The organism is Pseudoalteromonas 'SMAR' (assembly GCF_048515945.1).
Classification (GTDB): Bacteria; Pseudomonadota; Gammaproteobacteria; order Enterobacterales; family Alteromonadaceae; genus Pseudoalteromonas.
The window spans coordinates 293-23,182 of the sequence record NZ_JBLWMW010000007.1; the positions used below are offsets into that span (position 1 = coordinate 293).

The window sequence follows — 22,890 nt, forward strand, 5'->3', positions numbered from 1 at the left end:
CGGGCGGCGATGATGGCTCGGGCGGCGATGATGGCTCGGGCGGCGATGATGGCTCGGGCGGCGATGATGGCTCAGGTGGCGATGATGGCTCAGGTGGCGATGATGGCTCAGACGGTGGTGATGGCGACCAACCATGTGAGGGCGACGACTGCCCCGATAGTGACTCCGAACTGGCTGAACTCTTAGCGGCAATTCTTGGCTCTGTGACCAAAAAGGGCGACCCCACCATGTTTGACCCCGCCAACGCGACCAGCTTTTGGGAATCCGAATACGAAGACGGCTTTCAAGGTGTGTGGGATGAAAAAGCCGAGTCACTAAAAAGCACCGAAGCGGCGCAATTTATCCAACAATTCAAATTCACGGGTGGCGGCGCTGCGCCTGATAACCGCATTTGCTTTAACCTTGGCCAATACATGAATTATGGCTGTAAAGACATACCACTCCCCAGTGCCACCGTGATGGCCTTTATCAAAATCTGCATCTTAGTCACGGCGGCCTTCCTGTGCAGACGCATCATATTTGGAGGATAAGACGATGCTAGCTTGGCTTGTTCAAACGTGGGAAGACTTCAAACTGTTTGTTTATTCCATGATGCTGACGTTCTTTGATGCACTCAAAGACATTCTCTTTTGGCTCATGGAATCATTTTTGGACTTAATCATTGTCATACTCGATGGCCTCGGTACGTTATTCGATGGCTTAAACGTGGCGCAATACATCAACGCCATTCCCCCAACCACCCAATACTTTGCCACGGCCTCGGGCTTGGGTCAGGCCATGGGCATGATAATTACGTCACTGACCATACGCTTTTTACTTCAACTCATTCCATTTACTCGGCTAGGGAGCTAATCATGATACACGGAATATCAGGTAAAACAGGGGGCGGCAAAAGCTACGAGGCCGTAGTAAGGCATATCATTCCAACCGTCACCCAACACCGCCGCAAGGTGGTCACTAATCTACCTCTGAACATTGACCACTTTTGCTCAATCTATGGTGACTATTGCCGTGACTTAATCGAAGTCATCGACGGCGAATTTCATAACTACGGCGGTGAGCGTCCATTCTCCAAAAAGGAACATTACCTGCAATACCAGGACTGGCAAAATGACCAGGGCAACCGCGTTTACTTCTTTATTGACGAATGCCAGCTTTGCTTACCGCAGCAGGGCACGGATAAAGAGTTGATCCAGTTCTATGAAATGCACCGGCACTATGGCTTTGACATCATGCTTATCACACAAAACTTTCGAAAGATTAACCGTGATATACGTGATTTAGTCTCGAACCACTACCGTGCCATTAAGAAATCCATGCTGGGGCAAGATGACCAGTACATCTTAAAAGTGCATGACGGCGCAAGCGCATCCAATGCTACGGTCGTGGCTACCCATGAACGCCACTATGAAGCCAAGTATTTTAAGTTCTATTCTTCGCATACTAAGTCCGATACCGCCATCAAAGAAGCCGCGCCCGCCGACGTAAAGAAATGGTGGGATAACTGGTTTATCAAAGGGGCAGGGGTCATGTTCGCCTTGTTCGTGTTTATCTTAATCATGGCCATTAACAGCGAACCAAGCAAAAAAGGATCAAATCAAGAACAAACACCAACGCCCGCCACTGGCCAAGTCCAAACACAACGAAATTCAGTGCAAAACCTACCACCGAACCCAGCTGGCCAAGACCAACAACCAACGCAAACCCATTACCAAAGACCTTACGTGCCCGAAGAACCTGAGCCACCCAAAGCCAAACACCCATTTCATAAAGTGAGTTTGCACATAAACGGCTGGGCGGAATACACCGATAGAAACCGCATCAAAAAGGACTACTACATTGGCGCCAGCCAAAACGGCCAACTCATCTTTGAAATGACACTCAGGGATTTGTTTTTAGCAGGCTATGACGTCACAGTGAGGTCAGGCTGCATGATAGAAATTGCGTGGAAGAGCCAATACCACGACTTCATTACCTGCGATTCCCCCAAAATTGAAATGATGCCACAAGACGCCATGCCAAGCGCCCCCGTTACAACGGAATAACACCACCAACGCTTTGCCCTGTGAGGGGGGCCCCATTTATGGGGGGAGACCTCGCAGGGGAAAGCCTCACATACACCCCGTCACTGGTGACACCATTAAAAACGCAACCAACATTATGAACAAAAGCAAAAGGACAGGGGACTTAAAAAGGTGACTCTTTGGATCCCCAACCAATCAGAAGTTGAAGTAAAACAAATGATTGATTTCCTCGTTGAGCACCAAGACCACATACCGTATATGGCAAGAAGCTTAAAAACTGGTAAGATGCGAAAGGTAACATAGATGCTAACAAGAGTAGGGGATAATTAAGGGGCATGCCCCTTGATGGTTAACGCAAGCACACTCAGGTGCTAGCCTTTTTATATATCTAATTCTGCGCGCAGTGCATCGCTAACAAACAATTGCAACACACCACCTTGATAAAAATTATTTATTAATAGGTGAAGTTTTCTAATAAAAGAGTGATAAATGGAAAAGAAAAGCGTAGTCATAGTAGAAAGCCCTTTTTTAACAATACTCGCAAACTCTATGACATTGTATGAACTATCATTGGAGGAAAAGGAAAGTATAGTAAAATCAAGCCTTGTTTCAGCCAGTATTTTATCAAGCTGGACTGTATTAGAGGCTTCTGCAAACTCTTTCATTAAATCAATTGAATTAAGTCCAATGATTGAAAGTAAGTTGGATAAGTTTCCTACACTTGAAAAGTTTAACCTCATTCTTGAATATCATCAGGATAAAAAAATTGCAAAACAATGTACTCAATATCAAGAAGTTGATAACTTACGGAAGTTTAGAAATAACTTGGTACATCCAAGAGAGGTAATTAAAGAAACTGTTGTTAAAACAGAATACTGTGATTTTTACGATACATTTCTCCATGAGGAGCAACCTACATTTTCTAAAACAAATAATAATAAACCTTATATTTCATATCCATTGGAATCATCAGACGCTTTAAAAGCTTTGAAGTCAGTTATTAATTTTCTTAATTACTTTATAGTTGATTCTTGGGGGTTAAAAAATGATTCTGTTGAAGCCCTTTTACTTACTAGATGGAACGGCTCTATTTGTGCTGGGGATACCCAAATACCAGTGGATGAGTTAAAAGTTATATTAAGAAACAATAAAATATTTGATCTTGATATAAAGTTTTTAGATTTAATGCGCTACTCAAATCAGTTGCCAAATAAAGCCCGTTAGGGCTTTAAAAACTATGTTATCCTATCTTTTTGCTTTTATTGTATTTCAACATAGCATCCCTAAACCTGAATTGATCACTCATCTTGATAAGTTCATTCCCAATTGATTTTAGTTGCTCAGAAGATTTAACAAGGTCATTTAAATATTCAATTTGCTGCTCAAGAGAGGCCACTTGGCTTTCTTGGTATCTCATTGATCTTTGTAAAAAGTCCAGTTTATTTATGTAGTCTGGATGGTATTTATTTCCTCGAGGTGTAACCAAGCGGCCCTCACGGCAAATATAAAAACCATCCCATTCAGGCCGAATCGAGATAGTGCCATTAATTCTAACGTTTAATAGGTCGACGGCTCGTTGGCAGGGACAATCTTCCTTAATCCATCTATCGAGCGTGCGTTCTGTCACATGCAAAAATTCAGTCGCAGCTTTGCGGTTCAACTTTCCGAAATTCATAAATCCAGCTCTAAATAGTAAATCTTTAAATGTCATTTTGGACTCCTTTGACGAATACAAGCGTCGGTCGTCCTGTTGTAATGCGGCGCGAAAATTTAGAAAAAAATACACTTATTTTTAGATCTCGCAGGCAAGCGTTTTTTTTAACCTTTAAACACCATCCGTTCGGTTCTTTTAAATAGGGTATCGAGATTTTATCTCATCAACCTTATCGCGCCATACTTTCTCAGATTCAGGCGTTTTATCGTATTGAAACTCCATAAAGAGAGGGTCTGACTCGGCACGATAAGCTTCTAAACGCTTTTCTATATTTTGAGTAGCCTCAAAAGCTTTTTGCTGTTTCACTGATTCAATTTGCTCTTGGCTCATACCCAGTGAGTCCATGTATTCTGAACTCGTATCAGTGTGACATTGACTTTGATAAATATATCTAAACATCTGATGTTCTCCTGAATGGCTCAACATAAAGAGCCTTTTTTATGTTTGAATTGCCGGCATGGTTGATTAGGCTAGGCCTTGTAAGAGGCTGTAGTTTTTCATAGCCCGACTGGATGCGGCTTAGCTATCTAATATCTCCGTTTTATAACTAGACACTATTTAAAGCTCTAGTACAGTGCACGATGTAATGAATAAGTTAAAAGCTACGCAAAAAAAGCAGGACGAAAACCGATACTGCTGTCGGAAAGCGACCTAGCAAAGTTAATATATAGAGAACCTAGCCCGGAAAGCGATCCATATACCCAGTTACCTCCACGAAGAGGAAATCGATCACCATAGTTTCGACACCAAAGGCCACCTGTAACGGTAGTTTCAGTTGCAGATTCAATCATCAATCTACGCAAAAGTTCGTTGGGTACATACTCAGCAGTCTTTGTGATCGCAGCAAAGTGAAGGTCGTGCAAGTACGGATAGTCGTGACTATCGTCATTTGCAGGTCCGTTGCGCTTTGTTACCTCGTTGCTAAGTAATGGTGAGCCATTGTTTCCGACTCCGCTTTGGTTGTCAGATGTTGAATCAAAATAGGCTTGATGATCGTGCCAGTTAGCCTCAGTAACCGTCGGATTGTTATCCAGCGTAGTTAGGATTTGACCGTCGTCTAATTTCATCTGATCAATCCATTCCCACACGTTTCCGACTAGGTCGCATATGCCGAACTCTGTATGATTGTGGTTCCATGTTGCCGGCCCCTTGCCTGTGTCGGTTCGTCCAGTACCGCTAGTATCACCGGGTAATCCATTGTCGGCACGGCGAGCGGTTTCCCACTTCGCCTCGTGGCTACGACCATTGTTTGTATTGCCACGAGGTACGGTACCGTTAGCCAGAGACCAGAGCGCTATAGCTGCCCATTCGTGGATAGACATAAGGTGCCAGTTTTCACCCTTCTGTGTGCAAAGCTGCTTTGCAGTGTCGTAGTTTACTGAGGTTCTCGGCTGAGAACCGCCGATAACGGCTGAGCCGTTGGTTGTCGCTGATGCCAGATATTTGCCGATAAGGATTTCGCCGCGAGGCGCTCCGTTCGTCACAAATGCAGGGTGAACGCCTGTGCCAAGCTCGAGCTCGGTTAATCCTAAGTCTTCTACATTGAAGCGAGGAATAACACACATGATATTAGGGTTTCCCTGAGCATCATAAATCACCGTGTTTCGACCACCTGAGTTATGCTCGACCGCCTTTCGATAGCCGTCCTTTGCAATTATTTGAAGTTCTACATACTTATCGTCTATTTCTCCCTGCTTATTTTGGAAAGTAGCTTGCAGATCTCGGTGAGCTGTAGCCACTTCGTTTAATGCAGTGACTGCGCCATCAATTGTGCCTGGATTTATCATTTTTACCTCAGAATAGATTGTTAATTTGTTCAATTGTCAGAGTGCCATCAAGCACAGCTTCAAAGGCTGCTTTTATCCTGCTTGTGTTGCTCATCATTAGCTGTGTCGAAAGTGTGCATAATGCGCTGTATGCTGCTGCATGTTTAGTACTTAAAATTACTTGGTCTTTATCTGATGTAACTTGCTCACCAACGTCAATCACAGCATTACTTTGTAATGCTAGAGTTGCAGCTAAAGACTCTAAGGAGTTCTTTGTTTCAATTACTTGATTGTACTTGTCATTAATGTTGGCATTTGCGCTTATAGCAATTAGATATTGAGACTCAAAGCTAGTAAGTCTTGGCTCAACCGTGGCCAAGGACGCTTGGTTTTGTTCTATAACACTAGCCATTTGTGAAAGTTGGTCGCTGGCTTCCATGGCTACTTGAGCTAATGCTGCTATTTTTGCAGGGGTTGGTATATCGATTTGCTCACCTAAAAAGCTTGTAGCCGGGTAAGTGTCATCTCTGGATTCAAACCATCCTGTTATTTGTTGTTCACGTGTAAACCACTGGGTTTGTAAATCTGCTACACGCTGCGCCAGTTTTGCAGTAACTGTGTCCTTAAAATTTTGTACAAGTCCATATTTTAAAGACGACGCTGAAGAATTGGGTTTAAATGCAGAGCCATCCAATTGCTTTACTTGTAGCGTTGAATCATCAAGCACATTCACTATCTGAAGAATGCGGTCTTTACCCTCGAAACATACAAACAATAGATCTGCCTTTTGAGCTTTGGCAACTTGAACAAAGTAAGTACCATTACCAGATATTGTGTTGGTATGTTCTTTAATAGATATGGTTCCGATACTGTAAGCCACTATATTATGCTCCTAGATAAACAACTGCGATCTGTGCAGTTTCATTAGGTGTTGAAAATGAAACCGTTTGCCATGCTTTAGCGCAGGTGTAATTTTTCACCAAATTGTCTGGCTGTTTCATTGCTTTACCAGGCATAGAACTCGAACAAAGTAAGTCGCCTATTTTGATATCGCCACCTTGACCGCAGACATTCATAGTACCTTCACCTAAGGCATTGACCGTTGCGAGCTCATATTCATATGCAAGCTGATACCACTCTTCAAGATTAATTAACCCTGCTGGCTGCTCTATTGATAATTCACGCTTTCCAACAAATACACCTATCACAGCGGGGTCAAAGTCTTGAGATGTTATTTCTCCAAACGACATCGTGTTTGAAACATTCGCATTGAATAGATGAGACTTATTTTTTATTAAATCTCCAACTTGAGGTTGAGGCATTGCTGAGGATTGAAGCAAAACTTCATGCGCGCCAGTAAATGGACCATAAGCCCCGTTGACGGCATAAAAATCATAGTTAGCCCCACCACCGCCATGAGCTCGAATTGTTGTATTTGATTGAAATGACGAAATATCACTGATTAAAACTTTTACGGCGTTGAATGTCACATGCCTAGTGCCACTAAAGCCGGAACCATCAAACGTTATATCTTTCGCCCTAACGCCAACATAACCATCGTTAACATTAATAAAGGTACTGTTTACACCAAGTTTTACTTGACCAGACTGTTTTATAAAGCCAGAACGCCCTATATTAATAAATGCATTTAGGAACTGACTCGACAGCCCTTGATTAAAATTCCCGAGCCCATCGAATACAAATGCTGATTCGTTTAGGTCAAACCAAACTGCTTTGCCGTTTTCACCATAAAGTTCAAATACATTTGTTTTGAACCTAACTTTGCCTGGCGTTACATTCATGCCAGTTATAAAACCGTTTTGGCTAACCCCAATTTCTGCTCTCGCTTCTAATTCACCAAGTTGATTTGTATGGGCACTCAATGTTAGGTGTGCACTAGCAGTATCATTTTCAGCATTGGTAACGCGGCTAGTAAGACTCTGAATAGCATCCGCATTTCCCTCAGCGGTTGTTTCTACACTTCCAACACGGACATTAAGGGCGCTTAGACCATTATCTAAGTTCCCAGCAGTTTGCTGTAATGAATTAATAGCGAGGTAGTTGCCATAAATATCACTCTCAGCACTATTCACTCGCTGGTTTACTGCTGTAACTTGGCCGTCAATCTGAGTAGATAGAGTAGTTATTGCACTAGTGATGGCTCCATCAGATTCAGACTTAGTGTAAAACTGGTTATTTAGGTAGGCTAGGTTGCTATCTATTTGAGACTGTAGCTCAAATTTGGACGCAGATATGGCGGTGTCTGTATCAACAGCAGTGTAATAATAGCTTTGAAGATGCGCAAAATTATCACCCACTTGCGATGTGAGTTGTTCGATTCGAGAGCTAAGCGCTGCATTCTCACTAGCCATGGTTTGTTCAACCGTTTCAATTTTACCCGTGTTTTCACCAACACTGGACTCTATAGAACTGAATCGCTGCGCATTGGCTTCATTCTGTGTTGCATTGGTCTGCTCAATATTGACTATTTTGCTGCTGTTATTGCCTACGTTTGACTCAATAGTCGACATTCTAAGTGATGAAGCTTCAGTTTCTGTCGCTAAAGCTTGTTCGACTGTTGTGATTTGAGACTTATTATCGCTAACCTCAGCTGTCAGATCAGAAATACGTTCACTAAGCGCAGCATCTTCATTGACCATGGTTTGTTCAACCGTTTCAATTTTACCTGAGTTTTCACCAACACTGGACTCTATAGAACTGAATCGCTGCGCATTGGCTTCATTCTGTGTTGCATTGGTCTGCTCAATATTGACTATTTTGCTGCTGTTATTGCCTACGTTTGACTCAATAGTCGACATTCTAAGTGATGAAGCTTCAGTTTCTGTCGCTAAAGCTTGTTCGACTGTTGTGATTTGAGACTTATTATCGCTAACCTCAGCTGTCAGATCAGAAATACGTTCACTAAGCGCAGCATCTTCATTGACCATGGTTTGCTCGATGCTTAGAATTTTATTGCTATTGTTCCCAACACTTGACTCAATATCCGACATTCTAAGCGCTGCGGCTTCAGTCTCAGTTGCTAAAGTTTGCTCAACTGTTTTTATTTGTGATTGGTTCTCGACAACCTCATCAGCTAACAGAGAAATACGTTCACTAATTGCAGCATCTTCAGCCGTAACTCTACTCTCTAAATCTTGTAGTGTTGCAGACGCGTTTGCTAACGAAGACTGCAGTAAAGATATTTGCTCTTGAGTAATAGAACCATCTTCATCAATGCGAGCAATGATGGCCCTTGTTTTTTTATTAAACTCATCACGAGATTGTAAGTTAGCAACCAGCGCCGCGTTATCCGCAATAACTTGCTCTAAAATAGATTCAGCGACGGCATCTACCGCATCCAAGTTTTCTTTAATTTTATTAATATCATCAACAGATACGCCCATAGCATCAAAAGATTGACGACTCAGCACGCCATCGAACATCGCAGTAATTGCCAGATGATTTGTTCCTTCACCGTCAATTGCTAGTTCAATTGAATTAGCTTGAGTCTGTTCATCAACTTCAATGCTAATTAGTCCACTGTTTGGCTCTAAGTGCACCTTGAGCAATCGTTCGGATAAAATTTGTTTGGAGATTTTGTCAATGGCTTCAATTGCTACGATATTAGTGAGGTTAGGGGGCAACCAATTCGATGCCATCGCAGTCCACGTGGCTTGCTGCGATAAATTAAAAACAAGATCAACCACTTCAACAGGTGCTTTGGGTTCTTTTGTGCTGACAATTACTTCTGCCCAAGCGCTTTTATTTTTAGGCGTCACTGCGCGGCACTTGGCGGCATAGTGTGTGTCAGGAGCTAAATTATTCTTTGTAAGAATAGGCGTGCGAACAGCGGCTTGGGGGCTGGGCTCATCTAGCAATCCAATCCACACCCACTCAGCTTGAACACCAACGGCGTCGCCAATATCAGCAACGAGAGTGGCGCTATTTTCAGTGGTTTCGATGTCAATACTCGGTGTTGAAGGAACATCTAGATTAAACACAATGGCATTGGGCACACTACCTTTGCCCAAAACATTCACCGCTGAAATAGATGCTTGATAGGTGCCAACTTTCAGCGGTGGTAAAACCGCTTCAATGTAATTCACCCGTTGAGAGTGCACTTTAATGTATTCATTCTCAGCTTCTGGGTCGGCTTCTAGATCCGGCTCTATTACTTCATACACAACCACACTAAAGTGCTCAACCGCTTCTATGGCATCGTATTCCCACGAAAGCATCAAATACCCATCTTCACGAGTACTTACGCTTAATGTTTTTACTGGCTTTAATTGCCCAGGCACGTAATCCGTATTAGGCGTTAAATCCTCAACACCAGGCACAAGGCCATCGGCCCAAATCCCTGGGCCGTCTTCTATGCATCGGATAGTCACGCCACGGTCGAGTCTGAAGCGACGGTCTATTACACGGTAAATTTTATTGTTTATATGATACTCGGGTATGTTAACCGTAATGGTTCGGCCAACTGCCGCACTTAGGCCTGTGTGCCTTAAAGGCAACTCAATGCCACCTAAGCGTGTTTGCTCTAGTTGTATTGCCGCTAATCGCTGGGCTGTAGCGCTGCTGCGCACAAATGGGAGTGATAGCGTTTGCTCTAGTGGCTGGGCATCTTGCTCTAAATAAGGCTCTGCAATCACAGGTGGAGCATCTGTGCGCTCATAGTTTTGTTTGGGGTCAACAAACTGCGCTCGCACAGTATTGGCACGCTCACGTAAATCGGCGTGCCATTTAATTTTTACATCGCCCAACACATCCGCCATGGTGACGGTGTAGGTGGGGGCACCATACCAAGCGCCTACGCGAACGTACCACTGGCCCATCTGCCTGAAAACTTTTCCGGCAAAGCTGCGTTCTAACTGCTGTAAAACTTCCAATGGCCGTGAGGTGAATGCAAAGGTGCCATTAACCGTATAGCGGGGCTCTTTGTGAGTTACACCTTGGCTATCGGTGTATTCAGCTTCTTCATCACACACATTAGCAGCAGCTATCCACCAATTCATGGGCAACTGGCTTGCTGGCACTTGGTTCGCCCCATAAAACCTAACGTAGTGCAGGGTACATAGCACAGCATTTTGTGACCAGGTCCAGGTGTTTCTATCATCAGGGTCTTGACTTGTATCACGTGGGTCCCAAACCCGTGCACCACGAATTAAAAACTCACAGTCATTGATGCCATCCGGGAACACTTCTCGGTTGTTTTCAAGTTCTATGTAAATGTGCGCTTGGTCATAGCCAATATGTTTGTCGGTCCAGCCTTCCATGCGTTGCACTGCTAGCTGCAGTGCACGGCGATGACGTCCGTCTGCAACGGCGTAGTCATAGGTGCCAGTGGGGTATTCCGTTAGCGGTTTATTGGCGATAAACACACCTTCCAGCGCATCGATGGGGGCACCGTTAATCAGCACAATCAGCTGAATGAATTCTTTTTCGCCGCGTGTTACTGTGGCCTGGTGTGCTATCACACCACCAACACGGTCACGGCCAAAGGTAATACGCCTGGGCTGATCAATGCCTTTTTGTAACCCCTTAGCAAGCGTCGCAACGTCTTGCTCAGGCTGAGTTTGGTCTGGCATTAAGCCGCTGAATAGGGCACCTACGCCCGTAATATCTAAAACGCCTTCAACTACATCGCCGACTACCTCTACCACTTTACTCATGGATCTGCTCCAATGGGTAAACGTAACGCAATGTATCAAGCGGTAGGGTAGTCACCCCCTCATCAGACACACAATACACACAACCAAGGCCAACAATGCCACCGACCAGCTCACCGTCATACTCACATAAAGCCACATCCCCTCTGGCTGCGTAGTCAACAGCGATAGGTTTAGCGTTTAAACGGGTCTCAAAGGTGTGTTTAAAGTCACTTTTAATCAGGTTTAAACCTTGTTTAAACGTGCTGTAATCACCGCGCTCGGGGGCAGGGTCAAACCCGTGATAGGCCTTTATCCAGTCAGCCACAAACAAACAGCAATCAAACTCGCCAAATTTAAATGGCTTGTGCCAGCAACTTTCTAAATACGCATGCAGCTTACTGCTTATCGACATATCGACCTCCAACACGTCTGCCTGGTTGGGTATCTGGTAAAATAGTGCGGTTCGCAGCGACTTGCTCGTTAAAAAACTCATCCCCTGGGTAAAGGGCTTTTTGCGTCGCGTCATTCCATCGTTGATGCAATCGAGCCTGCTGCCAGCGTTGAGACTCGCCAGTTACCGTCAACTCAACCTTTGAAAGGGCACCTCGCTCACTATTACACGCAGCAATACTGCCACTTTCAATCAATTGAAAACCATCAACGCGGTACTGCTCATCAACCACCACAAGCCATATATCCACCTCAACACCCACAGGGTCATTGGCGGCCACTTCACCTAAAATTGAAGGGTTGGGAGTAGTGAGCGAAAGGCGGATATTGCTGACTGAGTTATTATCGTTAGCGGGTATCTCACTCACTTGGCCAAGGGCACCTAAGCCATACCAGGTTTGATATAAAAAGCGGCGCTCTCCCACGCCAGTGTGCACGCGTAAATTGCCTGACTTAAATTTCAGGTCAACAAAGTAACGTGGGTTCCCGTTTGTTAAACGCGAGATTAGCGAGCTTTTAACCGCTTCCATTAAAACGCCTCCCGCCCACGAATACGCCAACTGGTGACCACACCATTTTTATATTGGGCATCGGCCAAACCTTGCTTGTTATCAACAAGCCTAAATACGCCGGCAGGGCGCACAAAATAAACAGGGGAGTTATGAGCCGGTATACGGCGCATGGGCGACTCAAAACGGAGCATTGTCGCGCCAGTCGCAGCAGGGAGTACATTTTCGGTCAGTATTTTTAGTTCAGCCGCTGCACCTGAGCCTATTTGAATTTTTTCACCGGCTCGCGCGTAAATACGCCCGGGTGGTAAATTCGTAACCGCAAGCGATGCACCGTCTTGATAACCACCACTAACAAACGCGATGGTATCTAAATGCTCCTGCTCGCGGCGATAGTCATGCATCAAGAACTTACCAACACTGCCACGCAAAGCGGCCAAAAAGCCATCGAGCGCAAGCGCATCGGTCTCTGGTACGTTCGTCAATTCAATTTCGAACTCCCAATAGGCCCCCTCGTTGTCGAATACCTCTGAGGCATTATTGGCTTTATTGATGTGTAACTGGCTATTGGGTACCAGTCTAAAAACGCAAGATTTAGGGGGTTTAGGTAGCGGCAGATGCTCCATTATTTCTCATCGCTCGTGTTCGAATCGTTAGAGCGAGTGTAAAAACTAATGGAGCCAAGGGGAGGGCGGAAAGTGGTTTACATGGTTTATTACTAAATTTGAGTAAATCTTAGTAATAACTTGTCTGCTTCAGAAGTGAGCTCAACATAATGATCAAGTGTATTTCTATGTTCCCTTAGCATTAAAAAATTTACTTCCTTTTTCATCATACGTTGTAGTGTTTTGTCTTCTTCGGCCACGATGTTTTCTAATAATGCCTTATACTGCTCTATTACGAATAATTCACTATATAAATGTGAGTTTGGACTTTGAAACATAGTATATAAAACATTGGAGATAAATCGCCTAAAGAGAAGTTTAGGGTCTTTGTTATCAATTTGCTCATGTTCGATCTGGATATTAGCTAAATGCTGTTGCTTGCAAGTCAATACATCCGCCACACTGTTATGCGTTGCTACAAGAAAATTCTTTTTGTAGTAGAGTAGTCTACCGACGAAATCTAAACCTACCTTTTCATTCTGCTCAGCATATACTGATGTAAGATAGTTTAAGTATCTTGTAACCTCGGATTGACGGTTTTCAAGAATATACCTTAAGAGTCTGTCACCACCCTCACATTTTAATTCATGCGTACAATCTAAGCGCAAACGTTCATTAATCAAAGTTATTTTGTACCTAACACTCTCAATTTCAGTGGGGTACCTAGCCGTTCTAATTTGTTCTTTAAGTAATGTTCTAGTGTCCCTCAACTCTTTCTTGCTTAAATCCCAAGTTTTATAAAGCAACGCAATAGTCGCTAACAACAAAAATGGACTAAAAGCATTATTGAAATATGTTGCAACACTAACCCAATCACTTAAGTTTTCATTACGAGGGTCAATGCCAAATCTATTAAAATAGAAAGTAAAAACAATTACTGCAGTAAAGCTCAAGAACAGTCCTAGATAATTTAAGAACTTATCTTCTTTTGCTTTTCTGTTTATTTGTATCAATATCGCGATGAATATAAGCGAGTACATTGCTAGTAAAAACCAAAGCCACAAGCTCATAATTATCCTTCTATATAAATCAAGCCACACGTCGAATGCTTTGAATAATAACACCATTTTCTTGAATGTCTTGCAGGATCAGCCCCCTAATTTGATTTGCCACATCGTTTCCGGTTCTTTGTGCGCTGGCTTCGTCTGTTGAGCCCTGGACCACAACATGGTTTGTAATGTTGAACTTTATGTCTCCACCAGATTTTGCTCTGTTGCCTGCGTTGTAGTGGCGGGCCATGGCGCTCACCTCAATGTTCTGCTTGGGCGATAACACCCGCTCGCCGCGTTGTAACAGGTAGGTGCTTTCATTTGGTACGTAGTCTAAACCACCGTGAGCAATACCCGCCGCCGGCTGTTGCGACTTAATTTGGCGCACTTGCTGTAAGCCCATAGCAACGGCAGCCGCTGCGGCAGCGGCACCAAGGGCAGGGCCCACAACGGGGATAGGGGCAAGCGACGCATACGCACTGGTTGCAGATTCATACGTTTTAATTAATGCCTGGCTAATGGCAAACGCCTTGTACATTTTAAAGGCGGTTTTGCTTTGCTGGCCCAATGCCTTTAACCCGGCTGCTCCTAAGCCTAATACCGCGTCCGACTTTTCAGCGGCGTTTTTCTTCTCCCAGTTAGCAAACTTCACCAAGTGCTGTTGCAGTGCACCGGTGTTTTTGGTCTTTAACTGCATCAAGCGTTCTTGATGATCCCATTCGCGTTTTTCAACTTCTGAATGGAATCCTTCAGCAGCGAGCAGTTCTTGTTGGCGCTCGATGTCGCGAATTTGGTTATCGGCGTTATATTTTATTTCGCCTTTTTCGTCGTTTGCGGCTAACCCAAAGGACTGCCTGCGCGCAGCATCAACTCGAGCTTGTTGCTTCGCTTGCTCAACCGCCAGCTCATTTTCATACGCTGCAAGCGCTTCACGGTTAGCGTGGCCCTTAATTTGTGCAATGCGGTTTTCAAGCGCGGCACGTAAGTCATTACGGCGTTTTTCTTCGGCTTGGTTTTGAATGCGGGTTTTATCATTCTCACGCTTTTGTGCCAGGGCTTTTACGTCTTCTGTGTATTTGGCGTCTAGCTGCTTTAAAATGGCATCGTATTTTGCTTTATTAGCGGTGTCTTTGTCTCGAGCGGTCACCACCATTTGCCGGCGTTTCTCATAACTGGCTTTTAAGCGTGCCTCTTCATCCAGCAGGCTCAGTTGCAAGCGCTTAATGTTTTCAGGTAGTGCGGTTGTCGCAGAAGATGACTCATTTTGCAGCATCTTCCAATCAATACTTTCAAGGCTTTTGTTTAGGTTCGCCGCCTCATTAGCGAGTTTTAGTTTTTCAGCACGAAGTTTGGATTGCGATGCAATATAACGCTCCACCTCGGCAATTTGCTGGGCATACATAAACTTGCTGCGGTCGCTACCAGATTGAGCTTGGCGCTTTTTAAGAGTGGTAAGTTTGGTGTAAGCCGCCTCGATGTTTTTGGTGTAGTTTGCCGCTTCTTTTTGTGCCCGCTTTATTTGTGCACGGCTTGCGGTATTGCCCACCGAGTCAAAGGCATCACCCAGTTCATACAGGTGCACTTTTAGCTTTTTACTGCTGGTGCTGGCCTCGTCGTTTTGGCTGGCAAAATACGCAATCGCCAGGCCAGCCGTTACAGCTAACCCAACGGGGCCACCCAATAGCCCCAGCGCAGCCGTAAACCCACGGGTAACCACACTGGCTCGAGCGGCGGCAGCAGAGTAGGTATTAGTTGCAGCCGTAAGGGCAGCTTGTGTTGCACTGGCGCGCTGGTTGGCTATGGCCAACTTAGTAATGGCACGGCTTCTAAGCTCTGTGGTGCGAGCCACCTTTAATTGATGTTGTGCGAACTGCTGAGCTTGCACAGCGGCTTGATGCTGCGCTACTGCGCTTCGTTTGGCCTGTGCTGCCAGTTGCACCTGAGCCTGTAACGCTTTGTGCGATGCAATGGCGTTAGTCGTAAAGGCTTTAGCTGAGTTGTATGCACTGCCTGCTAAGCGACTTCCAATCACAACAGCAAGGGCCGTGGCGGAGGTGGTTAAGCCCTCTACAATTCCTTCGTTTTCACGCAGCAGTTGCATGGCATCCGTAATACTACCCACCACACGGGTTACCGCAAAATTTACGGGTTGCTCATAGTGGCGTATAAGGCGTTGGTACTCGTTGCCCATTTCAGCAAACGAAGCATTGATTTTGCCCTCAGTGGCTTCAGCGGCCCCAGCATAATCATCGAATGCTTTAATAAGGTACTGCTTAAACATTTGGCTGGTGACCTTGCCGTCGTTCACCATTTGCCTAAAACCACCGGCAGCTTGCCCCGCCGCTTTATCTAGTTTCTGCATTAAGCCTGGCAAAGGCTCAGTAACCTGGTTGAGTTCTTCAGCGCGGAGCACACCGGCGGTCATGCCCTGCGTCATACCAAATAAACTTTGCTCCAGCTGCACATTGCTCGCCCCTGTTTTGGCCGCAGCATTGGCAAAGCCTTCCAGTATTGCAACCCCTTGGGTTTGCGAGACAACCCCCGCTTCTTGCAGGTTTAGAATACGAGAGTACGAATCGGCGAGGGTGGAGTAATTGGTATTAAGCCTATCGGCAGTGGCAAACAAATAGTTCTGCACGGCATTGTACTCACGAGCGGTATCCGTCAGGCCACGTAACCGGGTATCTAACAACTGCGCATTGCCGGTGTCACGCACAAACATGGCCGCTGTGCCCAGGCTCACCACAGACGCAATGCTCGCAGCCAACTGGTCATACCCAGAGCTCAACACGCCAAGCTGGCTGCCCATGGCCGATTGTTGGCGCATTAGCTGGCCCTGGCTTGCGCCTAAGCGTTGATTGGCTGCTACTTGGCGACTCAGCGCCTGAGGGATTTGGTTTAGTTCGCGAACATTACGAGCGGCCCCTGAAGTGACCGCCTTGCCATCATACTTTAAGCGTAATGCCAGGTTCAGTTGGTTTTTCATCGGGCCGCCTTATTAATCCTACTATTAACCGCTCTAGTTGTTGCAGCTTGCTAAAATCCGTTGGGGTGAGTGTGATGTCTGCATAGCGCCACGCCACGTCTGCCCGGGCATAGTCTAGGGCGAGCTCCATGCCTTGCTTACACAGCTGCCACTGGGTGCCGGCAGTGCTCAGCGCGGTCACCGCCGCCCAGTTTTCAGGGAGCACATACAGCGATTCTGCTTTTGGTTGCGCTTGTCTTGGTGCGCCAAAATGGGCTTCGTCGTCATCCAGTGTTGAGTTGTTGGTTGCTAGGTCGCCCACATACCACCTAGCAACGTCCACTAGTTTTTTTCTTGTACGCGGTATTGCGCGTTAACACACTCAACAGAGAGCCGCCCAGCAATCGCGCCGTAACCCAACAGCTCATCAAGTACTTCGCCGCTAAAGGTGACTTGGGTACCGTCATCCACAAAGTTGTCCCATCCAACTAATAACTCACGCACAATGGCGTCGTCCTTTTTACTGCCATCGACCAATTGGGTCATCTCAGTCTCTGGTATGAGTTTAATTTTGGCGTCAAACTTGAACTCCACACCACCAAATTCAAAATGGATGGGGGCTAAGATAGTGGCGTTTTTTAGTTGCTCTAATTTCTTTAATTTCATTCGGATCACTCAAATACTAACGTTAGTTCATCGTAACCAGCGCCACTTGGCACTAGCTTGCCATCGAGCTCATAGCCCGTTAACTCACTGTCTAAATTGGTGTATTTAGGCGTGGGGAGTTGATAGCGGCCAATCAGCGTAAACTTTTTACCGGCTGTGGTACCGTGGCTAAACTCAAAGTGCTGCACCTGGCCAATGTCGTTAAATGGGTTGAAGTTCCCCAAATTATCGGCACTTAGCGTCATTTGCGCTTTCGATTCATGGCCGGTGAGCATAATGGCCTCATGGTTAATGGCGCGGTCGAAGATCACATTATTACCAACGTCCACCGTGAGCTTATGCAGCACGCGCGACACCTCGTTGAGCTTAAAGGCAGAATCGCATTCAACACCCAGCACCTCAGGGCGCTGCCAGCGGCTCCAATCCACATCCGGGGCGGCAGCCGATTGCATGGGAGGGCTAAACAAGCCTTTAAACTGCCAATTAAGCTTAGGTATGCCTTTTTCTAAATTAAGCGACACATTACCCAGCATTTCGCTGATTTCATGGGTGTTTTTACCAAAGCGCACCAGGGCCTTGGCTTTGGTTGCATCGCCTCGTGCGTACGTCACACTGGTCGCATCCGACACTTGCACAAATCCGCTAGCCAGCAGCAGGGGGGCAATGGCAGGCGCTTGCCCGGGTGTGCCACACATTGAAAGTGGCGTTTTAAAATTTAAGGTAACGTGCTTGCCAAAAATCACATCCAAGCTTGCACCACTGTGTGCGGTTTCAAGTTCATCGGCTTCGGTTTCAGACTCAATAGCAAACTCCACCTCGCTTGCATACACAGCGTGTTGGCCGGTCAGTGTGGTGCCAAGGGCATCAACTAAAAGTAACTTGTCTTTAAATCGCCAGCTGCTCATGCATCACCTCCGGGTGTGAGCGTATTGTTCTCTATTTTGTATGCACCGCTTACGTCCTGCGTACGGCGCTTTTTAGCCAGTAGGGCAAGCGCGTTGTTTGCCACATCCCGTGTTACCTTTTGCTTGGTTTCTGGCGGCTTGGGTTCAGTTGGTTTGGTTTTTGTCATGGCATGGGCCTCGTGTTTACGGTTACGTAGCCAGTTACTTTGAACTGACACTGGTAAATTAGGGTGTTGGTTTTGTGGTTAAATTCCACAATGCGGCCACGGTGTGGCTCTATGGGCTGCCAGTCGCCAAATTTAACGCCAGCCAGCTCTGCTTTAATAAGGTTTCTAAGCTGTGCAATGTGGTCATTAGCTCGTTGGTTACCGCCGTGGCACGGTATAACAATCATCACCGCAAACAGCTCGGTTATATTGTAAATCTGCTGGCCTGTCACCGCGTCTTCTGGGGCATAGTCGTCATCCAGTGGCAGCACAAACACAGAGGCCGTTTGAATGGGATTATTGCGTACCTCGTTAAAATCGGCCGCAGCACCAACACGTAAATTCAGCCGGCTTAAATGTTTTTCTACCTTGTTTAAATCAAAATTAAACTGCATTTAAACCTCGTTTAAACTAGCCACCCGGTCACCATTTCTACAATGGTGCTGGCTTGCTTTTGCTCAATGCCAATCATGGGGCGTGCGGGCAGGGTAATTTTGTGATTGCGGCCAGCCTTCCCCCCAAACTGGTGAATGGCGGCGTAATCCACATCACTAAACCCGTGCTCTAACTCTTCACCTTCGGCATTGTGGGTAATTGACCCCACCAAATCGCGGTTGTCTGTGAGCGTTAAACCTGGCTTTTCAGGGTTTCGACCTTTACCGGTTCTTGCCGCTTCCGACTGCTCCCATTTTGTGCCATCGGGGGCCAGCTCGTTTAAAAAGCGGGTGGTTACGTCTTGATCTAAAAACGCCCCAATGTCGTCTAACACCTCAGTGGGGTTGTCACTTCGATGGCGGATAAGCTGCAGAATATCGAGCGCATCACCCGCGACTTCAACGTACACGCCAGCCATTAGAACCGGCTCCAATCAAATTGAGAGCGGGGTTTTGCTGTGCGCATGCTGCCATGGTTTTTGGGTACCGGTTTTTTAATTTGAATGGTGCCCGCGTTGATTTTGTCTAGCATCTTGAGCGCCGCACTTTTTCGAGCCAGTAACTCATCGCCAGGATTATTGCTGAGCTCATACCACATTAAGTCAGTGGCAATACTTTGAAGCGGCGAGGCTTCAACTTGCTGCTCGGTTAGCTCAAACTTAGCCACATACCCCATTATTACCGCATTCACATTGGCAGCTGCGGCTTTAAACCAATCGGCAATGTGCGCTTGGTTATCACCAACCGGCTCACCGACTAGCGCGGCGTGTATGTCATCAGCTGTTAGGCGGTTATCGTAGTCTGGCTCTATCCGGCCAGAGGCAAATTGCAGCAGGGTAGACATACCAATCAAACTCATAATGTGAGTGGCAGATACAAACATAATGACCTCATAAAAGGCGGGCGAACCCGCCTTGGGTTTTCACGGAGCAATAAAAATAATTAGGCTGGGGTGAGCACGTCGGTGAGCAGCATGCCGCAGTCTTTGGCAATAATTTGCTCTTCGACCGACTCGCCTACCATCACCTCAGTACCACCATGCAAGCCTGCAGAAACCGTCCGGTTACCCGAGACTCGGCTCTTATAGCGTGCAGTAAGCGCAAAGGTCATACGTTTGTTATCAAAGCCCGCTAATGGGTCGTGATACGTAAAGGCAAGGTTGTCACGCCAAGCACGCTCAAATACTGGCGACTTGCCTTTTTTGGCGGTGTTAATACGGGCTTGGCCAATATTAATGTGCTCAATTTCTAATTGGTCTTTAATAAACTGCCAAGGCACTAAGCCTTCATCACCCAGCGAACCGTTATACGCTTTAATCATGCGTTTGTTGGTTCTAAGTTTGGTGGCCACTTTAAACGACATGGTCATGGCATTAGGGCGCATCAGTGGTTCGTCTAATAACTCAAGTAGCCATGGCAAAATATCCAGGTCAGGGTCGTCAATACGCTTAAAGCCAGCGGCGCTGAGTTTATGGTGCTTACCAAAGTTCGTTGGATCTGCAAACTTATCCGCAACGCGTACTTCACGGCCTAATAAAATCAAATCGGTTAGGTTCTCAGTGGCTACACTCAGCGGGCTATACCCCTCAGGGGCGTTGTCTACGTCGTCGTTGGGCACAACATCCGCTAACCCGTGGTCCGTCACCGAGCCCGTTTGGTCTTTAAACGTAAACTCAACTTGGTTCGGGCCAGACTTACGGCCAATTTTAGTATCGGGTAGCGTAAACTTAGCGGCCTTCTCATACTCGCCCCATTTGTATTCACGGCGATTAACAGACGAATACGGCATTAACGTATTGGCAATTAACGCACGGTTGTTATAGGCAATTGCAATCGCCGTTTGATGGGTGTCGGGGGTAAATGGCATGCCATTACTCATAACTCAGTCCTTACTTAACAATTAAAAATGGGGTGATGTGAATGTCAGCAATGGTGCCGGCATCGCCCGCCTCGAGCACTTTACCCACCAGGTTGATGGTGTCGTCTTCGGCAAAGGTTGCTTTATCAAACGGAATGGCCCGGCCCTCGGCATCGCTCACCGCCCACTCACCGCCGGCAAAGTCGCCGCCAAGCTCAACCGGCGCTATTTGGTCCATCACCACATCCACTCGGTTATGGTTATCTGTGCCTTGCTCTGTTACGCCCAGCGCATTATCGGCAACACTCGCCGCCGCAGCGGCCATAAAGTCGCCTGCCGATACCGCCACAATGCGGTTTGGTTTAATTTCGCCTGTGGCTGCAAAATTACGAATTAATCCAGGAACGGCCATTAGTTTGCCTCCGATTTAATGTGATCCATTGCCGCACTAATCGAGATAGTGCGCCCCTTACCAGCTTCCGACTGCTGAAACTCAACCGCTTTGGTGGCCAGTTGCTCAGCACTCAGGTCGCCGGGTTCTTCTTCGCCGTCCTTGCTAAAGTCTTTGGTTAAGCCTTTTTGCTCGGGCAACGCTTGCAAAAAGCCCTTAAACCAATCAACCGGCTTACTGGTTTTGTCACCATCCGCCGCGGCAAACTCAAAGGTTTGCTCAGCATCTTGTTCCAGGTGCGCCATAAACTCGGCCAGCCCTTCGGTGTTGGTTAAGCGTGGCGCTTTGCCACCATTAAGGGTGTTATCAATAAAGGTTTGCGCAGCCGCTTTACGCTGGTTAAATTGCAGCTCAGCATTTTGTTTGTTGGCTGCATCCAGTTTTGCTTGGAGCGCTTTTTCAGCTTCGGTTGGGGTTTTATCACTCACATTGGGTTCCTCTTGTTGCGGGGCAGCAAATTCACTGTGTGGATCTGCCATGTTTTGTTGATGGCGCTCATGCTCAGCCAACGTCACTTGCTGCTGAAGGTGCTCAGCTTCCCAGTCGGCAAACACTTTGCGGGCTTCTTCGGCACCAAATCGGTCTGTAATAAAGGTTTTAAGGTTGGTTACAAGGCGCACTAAGCCTTGTGCGCCATCCAGGGCGACTTGTTCAATTCGGTCGTTGGCAGCAAACTCAAGCACCACGGCGTCACCGTTTTCTTCTTCACTGAATAGCCATTGCATGCCGTCAATCGCAGGGGGCTTACCACCCAAAAAGCCAATGTGGCCGAGCTCAAAGCCGTTATCGGTTTTACGTAGACGCACAGAGCGGTTAGGGTAACGGGCCTTTTCCACCGCCTCAGCAAAATCCGCATCCACTTCTTCTGCTTTGGCGTAGAGCGTGTCGCCTTCAATTTTTAGTTCTTCTGCCCAGCCCCAGGCGGGGTCATCCATTTTTGGATGACCAACCACCAAAGGGGAGCTGCGCTTTTTAAAATTGCTGACCACGCTTTGTAGGTCAGTTTTACTGAATTCAGCGGTATTGCCTTTCGAGTCGGTGTGTTCACCGGCTCTAAAAATCTCAAACCAATTGAGTTTTGTGTTGGGTCTTTTTTGCGCCATTGCCTTTGCTCACGTTTAAAACATGAGGCTAGGTTAGCGATTGAATAGGGAAGACAGAGCAGGGAAAGTGGTTTACATAGTGTGCAATAGCACCAGTTATTTAGACTAAACAGGCTACACAAAACGATCAACAACTTTTTAAGAGGTCACGATGAACCCATTTGCAAAACTGTTCGAGTCTAACGGCTTTCAGGTACTCGTTAAAAAATCAACGCACGACACCAACGACGGCACCGTGCCTAAGGTGTCTATCATTACGCAATTTAAATGTGGCGGAGAGGCCGACTTTGGTATTGAGTTTGAGGCCGACATCGACCGCTGCTGGGATGAGCGAGACAAGGTGTTTAATGCCATTAACCAAAACTCGGTGGACAGTATCTTTGATAACTTAAGTCCTGACATGACCGCAGACGAAGCCATTGAGCATATTTGGTAATCACGATGTCGAATACTTATTTACATGAGCAAAACAGTAAAGCCCTTGCGTCAATTGCGGAAGGCAAACAAGTTAACGCGCTCGGTGCTCGATAAC

The 22,890-nt window shown here is 46.3% G+C and carries 24 protein-coding genes and 1 pseudogene; 5 read left to right on the forward strand and 20 right to left on the reverse strand.

The window, feature by feature from the left end; all coding sequences use genetic code 11:
• The 4 genes and pseudogenes from ACNKW2_RS04760 to ACNKW2_RS04775 all read left to right on the forward strand — a co-directional run.
• Nucleotides 1-530 (forward strand): annotated as a pseudogene (locus tag ACNKW2_RS04760) (hypothetical protein); the annotation flags it as partial.
• Between the two features lie 4 nt (nucleotides 531-534).
• On the forward strand, nucleotides 535-852 hold the full coding sequence (locus ACNKW2_RS04765; RefSeq protein WP_419147509.1) for a DUF2523 family protein: 318 nt from the start codon (nucleotides 535-537) through the stop codon (nucleotides 850-852).
• A gap of 2 nt (nucleotides 853-854) precedes the next feature.
• The gene (locus tag ACNKW2_RS04770; RefSeq protein WP_419147510.1) at nucleotides 855-2,045 is read left to right on the forward strand and encodes a zonular occludens toxin domain-containing protein; all 1,191 of its coding nucleotides are present in this window, start codon (nucleotides 855-857) and stop codon (nucleotides 2,043-2,045) included.
• A 468-nt stretch (nucleotides 2,046-2,513) separates the two neighbouring features.
• Nucleotides 2,514-3,248, forward strand: coding sequence for a hypothetical protein (locus tag ACNKW2_RS04775; protein WP_419147511.1), 735 nt, complete (start codon nucleotides 2,514-2,516; stop codon nucleotides 3,246-3,248).
• A 16-nt stretch (nucleotides 3,249-3,264) separates the two neighbouring features.
• On the opposite strand, the gene ACNKW2_RS04780 is transcribed toward ACNKW2_RS04775, so the two are convergent.
• The 20 genes from ACNKW2_RS04780 to ACNKW2_RS04875 all read right to left on the reverse strand — a co-directional run bounded on the left by ACNKW2_RS04780 (nucleotide 3,265) and on the right by ACNKW2_RS04875 (nucleotide 22,358).
• On the reverse strand, nucleotides 3,265-3,735 hold the full coding sequence (locus ACNKW2_RS04780) for a DUF3653 domain-containing protein (RefSeq protein WP_419147512.1): 471 nt from the start codon (nucleotides 3,733-3,735) through the stop codon (nucleotides 3,265-3,267).
• 138 nt (nucleotides 3,736-3,873) lie between these two features.
• On the reverse strand, nucleotides 3,874-4,137 hold the full coding sequence (locus ACNKW2_RS04785; RefSeq protein ID WP_419147513.1) for a hypothetical protein: 264 nt from the start codon (nucleotides 4,135-4,137) through the stop codon (nucleotides 3,874-3,876).
• A gap of 203 nt (nucleotides 4,138-4,340) precedes the next feature.
• A complete protein-coding gene (locus ACNKW2_RS04790; protein ID WP_419147626.1) occupies nucleotides 4,341-5,525 on the reverse strand; it encodes an SUMF1/EgtB/PvdO family nonheme iron enzyme in 1,185 nt (394 codons plus the stop codon).
• 7 nt (nucleotides 5,526-5,532) lie between these two features.
• Complete coding sequence (locus tag ACNKW2_RS04795) at nucleotides 5,533-6,384, reverse strand: hypothetical protein (protein ID WP_419147514.1); 852 nt, start codon at nucleotides 6,382-6,384, stop codon at nucleotides 5,533-5,535.
• Between the two features lie 4 nt (nucleotides 6,385-6,388).
• A complete protein-coding gene (locus ACNKW2_RS04800) occupies nucleotides 6,389-11,179 on the reverse strand; it encodes a phage tail protein (RefSeq protein ID WP_419147515.1) in 4,791 nt (1,596 codons plus the stop codon).
• The gene (locus ACNKW2_RS04805) at nucleotides 11,172-11,570 is read right to left on the reverse strand and encodes a DUF6950 family protein (RefSeq protein ID WP_419147516.1); all 399 of its coding nucleotides are present in this window, start codon (nucleotides 11,568-11,570) and stop codon (nucleotides 11,172-11,174) included. The genes ACNKW2_RS04800 and ACNKW2_RS04805 overlap by 8 nt, the downstream gene beginning before the upstream one ends.
• A complete protein-coding gene (locus tag ACNKW2_RS04810; RefSeq protein ID WP_419147517.1) occupies nucleotides 11,554-12,138 on the reverse strand; it encodes a hypothetical protein in 585 nt (194 codons plus the stop codon). The genes ACNKW2_RS04805 and ACNKW2_RS04810 overlap by 17 nt, the downstream gene beginning before the upstream one ends.
• Nucleotides 12,138-12,743: a hypothetical protein gene (locus tag ACNKW2_RS04815; protein WP_419147518.1), complete on the reverse strand. Its 606-nt coding sequence runs from the start codon at nucleotides 12,741-12,743 to the stop codon at nucleotides 12,138-12,140. Before ACNKW2_RS04815 ends, ACNKW2_RS04810 begins: the two co-directional genes overlap by 1 nt.
• A 92-nt stretch (nucleotides 12,744-12,835) precedes the next feature.
• Nucleotides 12,836-13,792, reverse strand: a complete 957-nt coding sequence (locus ACNKW2_RS04820) for a hypothetical protein (RefSeq protein ID WP_419147519.1) — start codon at nucleotides 13,790-13,792, stop codon at nucleotides 12,836-12,838.
• Between the two features lie 19 nt (nucleotides 13,793-13,811).
• Entirely contained in the window at nucleotides 13,812-16,757 is a 2,946-nt protein-coding gene (locus tag ACNKW2_RS04825) for a tape measure protein (RefSeq protein WP_419147520.1), read from the reverse strand.
• On the reverse strand, nucleotides 16,717-17,079 hold the full coding sequence (locus ACNKW2_RS04830; protein WP_419147521.1) for a hypothetical protein: 363 nt from the start codon (nucleotides 17,077-17,079) through the stop codon (nucleotides 16,717-16,719). Before ACNKW2_RS04830 ends, ACNKW2_RS04825 begins: the two co-directional genes overlap by 41 nt.
• On the reverse strand, nucleotides 17,079-17,402 hold the full coding sequence (locus ACNKW2_RS04835) for a hypothetical protein (protein ID WP_419147522.1): 324 nt from the start codon (nucleotides 17,400-17,402) through the stop codon (nucleotides 17,079-17,081). The genes ACNKW2_RS04830 and ACNKW2_RS04835 overlap by 1 nt, the downstream gene beginning before the upstream one ends.
• Nucleotides 17,403-17,407: 5 nt before the next feature.
• On the reverse strand, nucleotides 17,408-18,307 hold the full coding sequence (locus ACNKW2_RS04840; protein WP_419147523.1) for a hypothetical protein: 900 nt from the start codon (nucleotides 18,305-18,307) through the stop codon (nucleotides 17,408-17,410).
• Nucleotides 18,304-18,474: a hypothetical protein gene (locus tag ACNKW2_RS04845; RefSeq protein ID WP_419147524.1), complete on the reverse strand. Its 171-nt coding sequence runs from the start codon at nucleotides 18,472-18,474 to the stop codon at nucleotides 18,304-18,306. Before ACNKW2_RS04845 ends, ACNKW2_RS04840 begins: the two co-directional genes overlap by 4 nt.
• Complete coding sequence (locus ACNKW2_RS04850; RefSeq protein WP_419147525.1) at nucleotides 18,471-18,908, reverse strand: phage tail terminator protein; 438 nt, start codon at nucleotides 18,906-18,908, stop codon at nucleotides 18,471-18,473. The genes ACNKW2_RS04845 and ACNKW2_RS04850 overlap by 4 nt, the downstream gene beginning before the upstream one ends.
• A gap of 11 nt (nucleotides 18,909-18,919) precedes the next feature.
• The gene (locus ACNKW2_RS04855) at nucleotides 18,920-19,366 is read right to left on the reverse strand and encodes a phage virion morphogenesis protein (RefSeq protein WP_419147526.1); all 447 of its coding nucleotides are present in this window, start codon (nucleotides 19,364-19,366) and stop codon (nucleotides 18,920-18,922) included.
• Nucleotides 19,366-19,830 (reverse strand): hypothetical protein, encoded by a 465-nt coding sequence (locus ACNKW2_RS04860; protein WP_419147527.1) that lies wholly within the window; start codon nucleotides 19,828-19,830, stop codon nucleotides 19,366-19,368. The genes ACNKW2_RS04855 and ACNKW2_RS04860 overlap by 1 nt, the downstream gene beginning before the upstream one ends.
• A 59-nt stretch (nucleotides 19,831-19,889) precedes the next feature.
• Entirely contained in the window at nucleotides 19,890-20,825 is a 936-nt protein-coding gene (locus ACNKW2_RS04865) for a capsid protein (protein WP_419147528.1), read from the reverse strand.
• 10 nt (nucleotides 20,826-20,835) lie between these two features.
• Entirely contained in the window at nucleotides 20,836-21,216 is a 381-nt protein-coding gene (locus ACNKW2_RS04870; protein ID WP_419147529.1) for a hypothetical protein, read from the reverse strand.
• Nucleotides 21,216-22,358, reverse strand: coding sequence for a hypothetical protein (locus ACNKW2_RS04875; protein ID WP_419147530.1), 1,143 nt, complete (start codon nucleotides 22,356-22,358; stop codon nucleotides 21,216-21,218). Before ACNKW2_RS04875 ends, ACNKW2_RS04870 begins: the two co-directional genes overlap by 1 nt.
• 151 nt (nucleotides 22,359-22,509) lie before the next feature.
• On the opposite strand from ACNKW2_RS04875, the gene ACNKW2_RS04880 reads away from it, so the two are divergent.
• Complete coding sequence (locus ACNKW2_RS04880; RefSeq protein ID WP_419147531.1) at nucleotides 22,510-22,794, forward strand: hypothetical protein; 285 nt, start codon at nucleotides 22,510-22,512, stop codon at nucleotides 22,792-22,794.
• Nucleotides 22,795-22,890 lie beyond the last annotated feature (96 nt).

Bases quoted from the DNA above. Each gene is read 5' to 3' on its own strand.
- ACNKW2_RS04770 (WP_419147510.1), top strand. From the start codon at position 855: ATGATACACGGAATATCAGGTAAAACAGGGGGCGGCAAAAGCTACGAG.
- ACNKW2_RS04825 (WP_419147520.1), bottom strand. From the start codon at position 16,757: ATGAAAAACCAACTGAACCTGGCATTACGCTTAAAGTATGATGGCAAG.
- ACNKW2_RS04780 (WP_419147512.1), bottom strand. From the start codon at position 3,735: ATGACATTTAAAGATTTACTATTTAGAGCTGGATTTATGAATTTCGGA.
- ACNKW2_RS04850 (WP_419147525.1), bottom strand. From the start codon at position 18,908: ATGCAGTTTAATTTTGATTTAAACAAGGTAGAAAAACATTTAAGCCGG.
- ACNKW2_RS04865 (WP_419147528.1), bottom strand. From the start codon at position 20,825: ATGAGTAATGGCATGCCATTTACCCCCGACACCCATCAAACGGCGATT.
- ACNKW2_RS04800 (WP_419147515.1), bottom strand. From the start codon at position 11,179: ATGAGTAAAGTGGTAGAGGTAGTCGGCGATGTAGTTGAAGGCGTTTTA.
- ACNKW2_RS04805 (WP_419147516.1), bottom strand. From the start codon at position 11,570: ATGTCGATAAGCAGTAAGCTGCATGCGTATTTAGAAAGTTGCTGGCAC.
- ACNKW2_RS04870 (WP_419147529.1), bottom strand. From the start codon at position 21,216: ATGGCCGTTCCTGGATTAATTCGTAATTTTGCAGCCACAGGCGAAATT.
- ACNKW2_RS04845 (WP_419147524.1), bottom strand. From the start codon at position 18,474: ATGACAAAAACCAAACCAACTGAACCCAAGCCGCCAGAAACCAAGCAA.
- ACNKW2_RS04815 (WP_419147518.1), bottom strand. From the start codon at position 12,743: ATGGAGCATCTGCCGCTACCTAAACCCCCTAAATCTTGCGTTTTTAGA.
- ACNKW2_RS04810 (WP_419147517.1), bottom strand. From the start codon at position 12,138: ATGGAAGCGGTTAAAAGCTCGCTAATCTCGCGTTTAACAAACGGGAAC.
- ACNKW2_RS04785 (WP_419147513.1), bottom strand. From the start codon at position 4,137: ATGTTTAGATATATTTATCAAAGTCAATGTCACACTGATACGAGTTCA.
- ACNKW2_RS04840 (WP_419147523.1), bottom strand. From the start codon at position 18,307: ATGAGCAGCTGGCGATTTAAAGACAAGTTACTTTTAGTTGATGCCCTT.
- ACNKW2_RS04775 (WP_419147511.1), top strand. From the start codon at position 2,514: ATGGAAAAGAAAAGCGTAGTCATAGTAGAAAGCCCTTTTTTAACAATA.
- ACNKW2_RS04880 (WP_419147531.1), top strand. From the start codon at position 22,510: ATGAACCCATTTGCAAAACTGTTCGAGTCTAACGGCTTTCAGGTACTC.
- ACNKW2_RS04875 (WP_419147530.1), bottom strand. From the start codon at position 22,358: ATGGCGCAAAAAAGACCCAACACAAAACTCAATTGGTTTGAGATTTTT.
- ACNKW2_RS04855 (WP_419147526.1), bottom strand. From the start codon at position 19,366: ATGGCTGGCGTGTACGTTGAAGTCGCGGGTGATGCGCTCGATATTCTG.
- ACNKW2_RS04790 (WP_419147626.1), bottom strand. From the start codon at position 5,525: ATGATAAATCCAGGCACAATTGATGGCGCAGTCACTGCATTAAACGAA.
- ACNKW2_RS04860 (WP_419147527.1), bottom strand. From the start codon at position 19,830: ATGTTTGTATCTGCCACTCACATTATGAGTTTGATTGGTATGTCTACC.
- ACNKW2_RS04835 (WP_419147522.1), bottom strand. From the start codon at position 17,402: ATGAAATTAAAGAAATTAGAGCAACTAAAAAACGCCACTATCTTAGCC.
- ACNKW2_RS04820 (WP_419147519.1), bottom strand. From the start codon at position 13,792: ATGAGCTTGTGGCTTTGGTTTTTACTAGCAATGTACTCGCTTATATTC.
- ACNKW2_RS04765 (WP_419147509.1), top strand. From the start codon at position 535: ATGCTAGCTTGGCTTGTTCAAACGTGGGAAGACTTCAAACTGTTTGTT.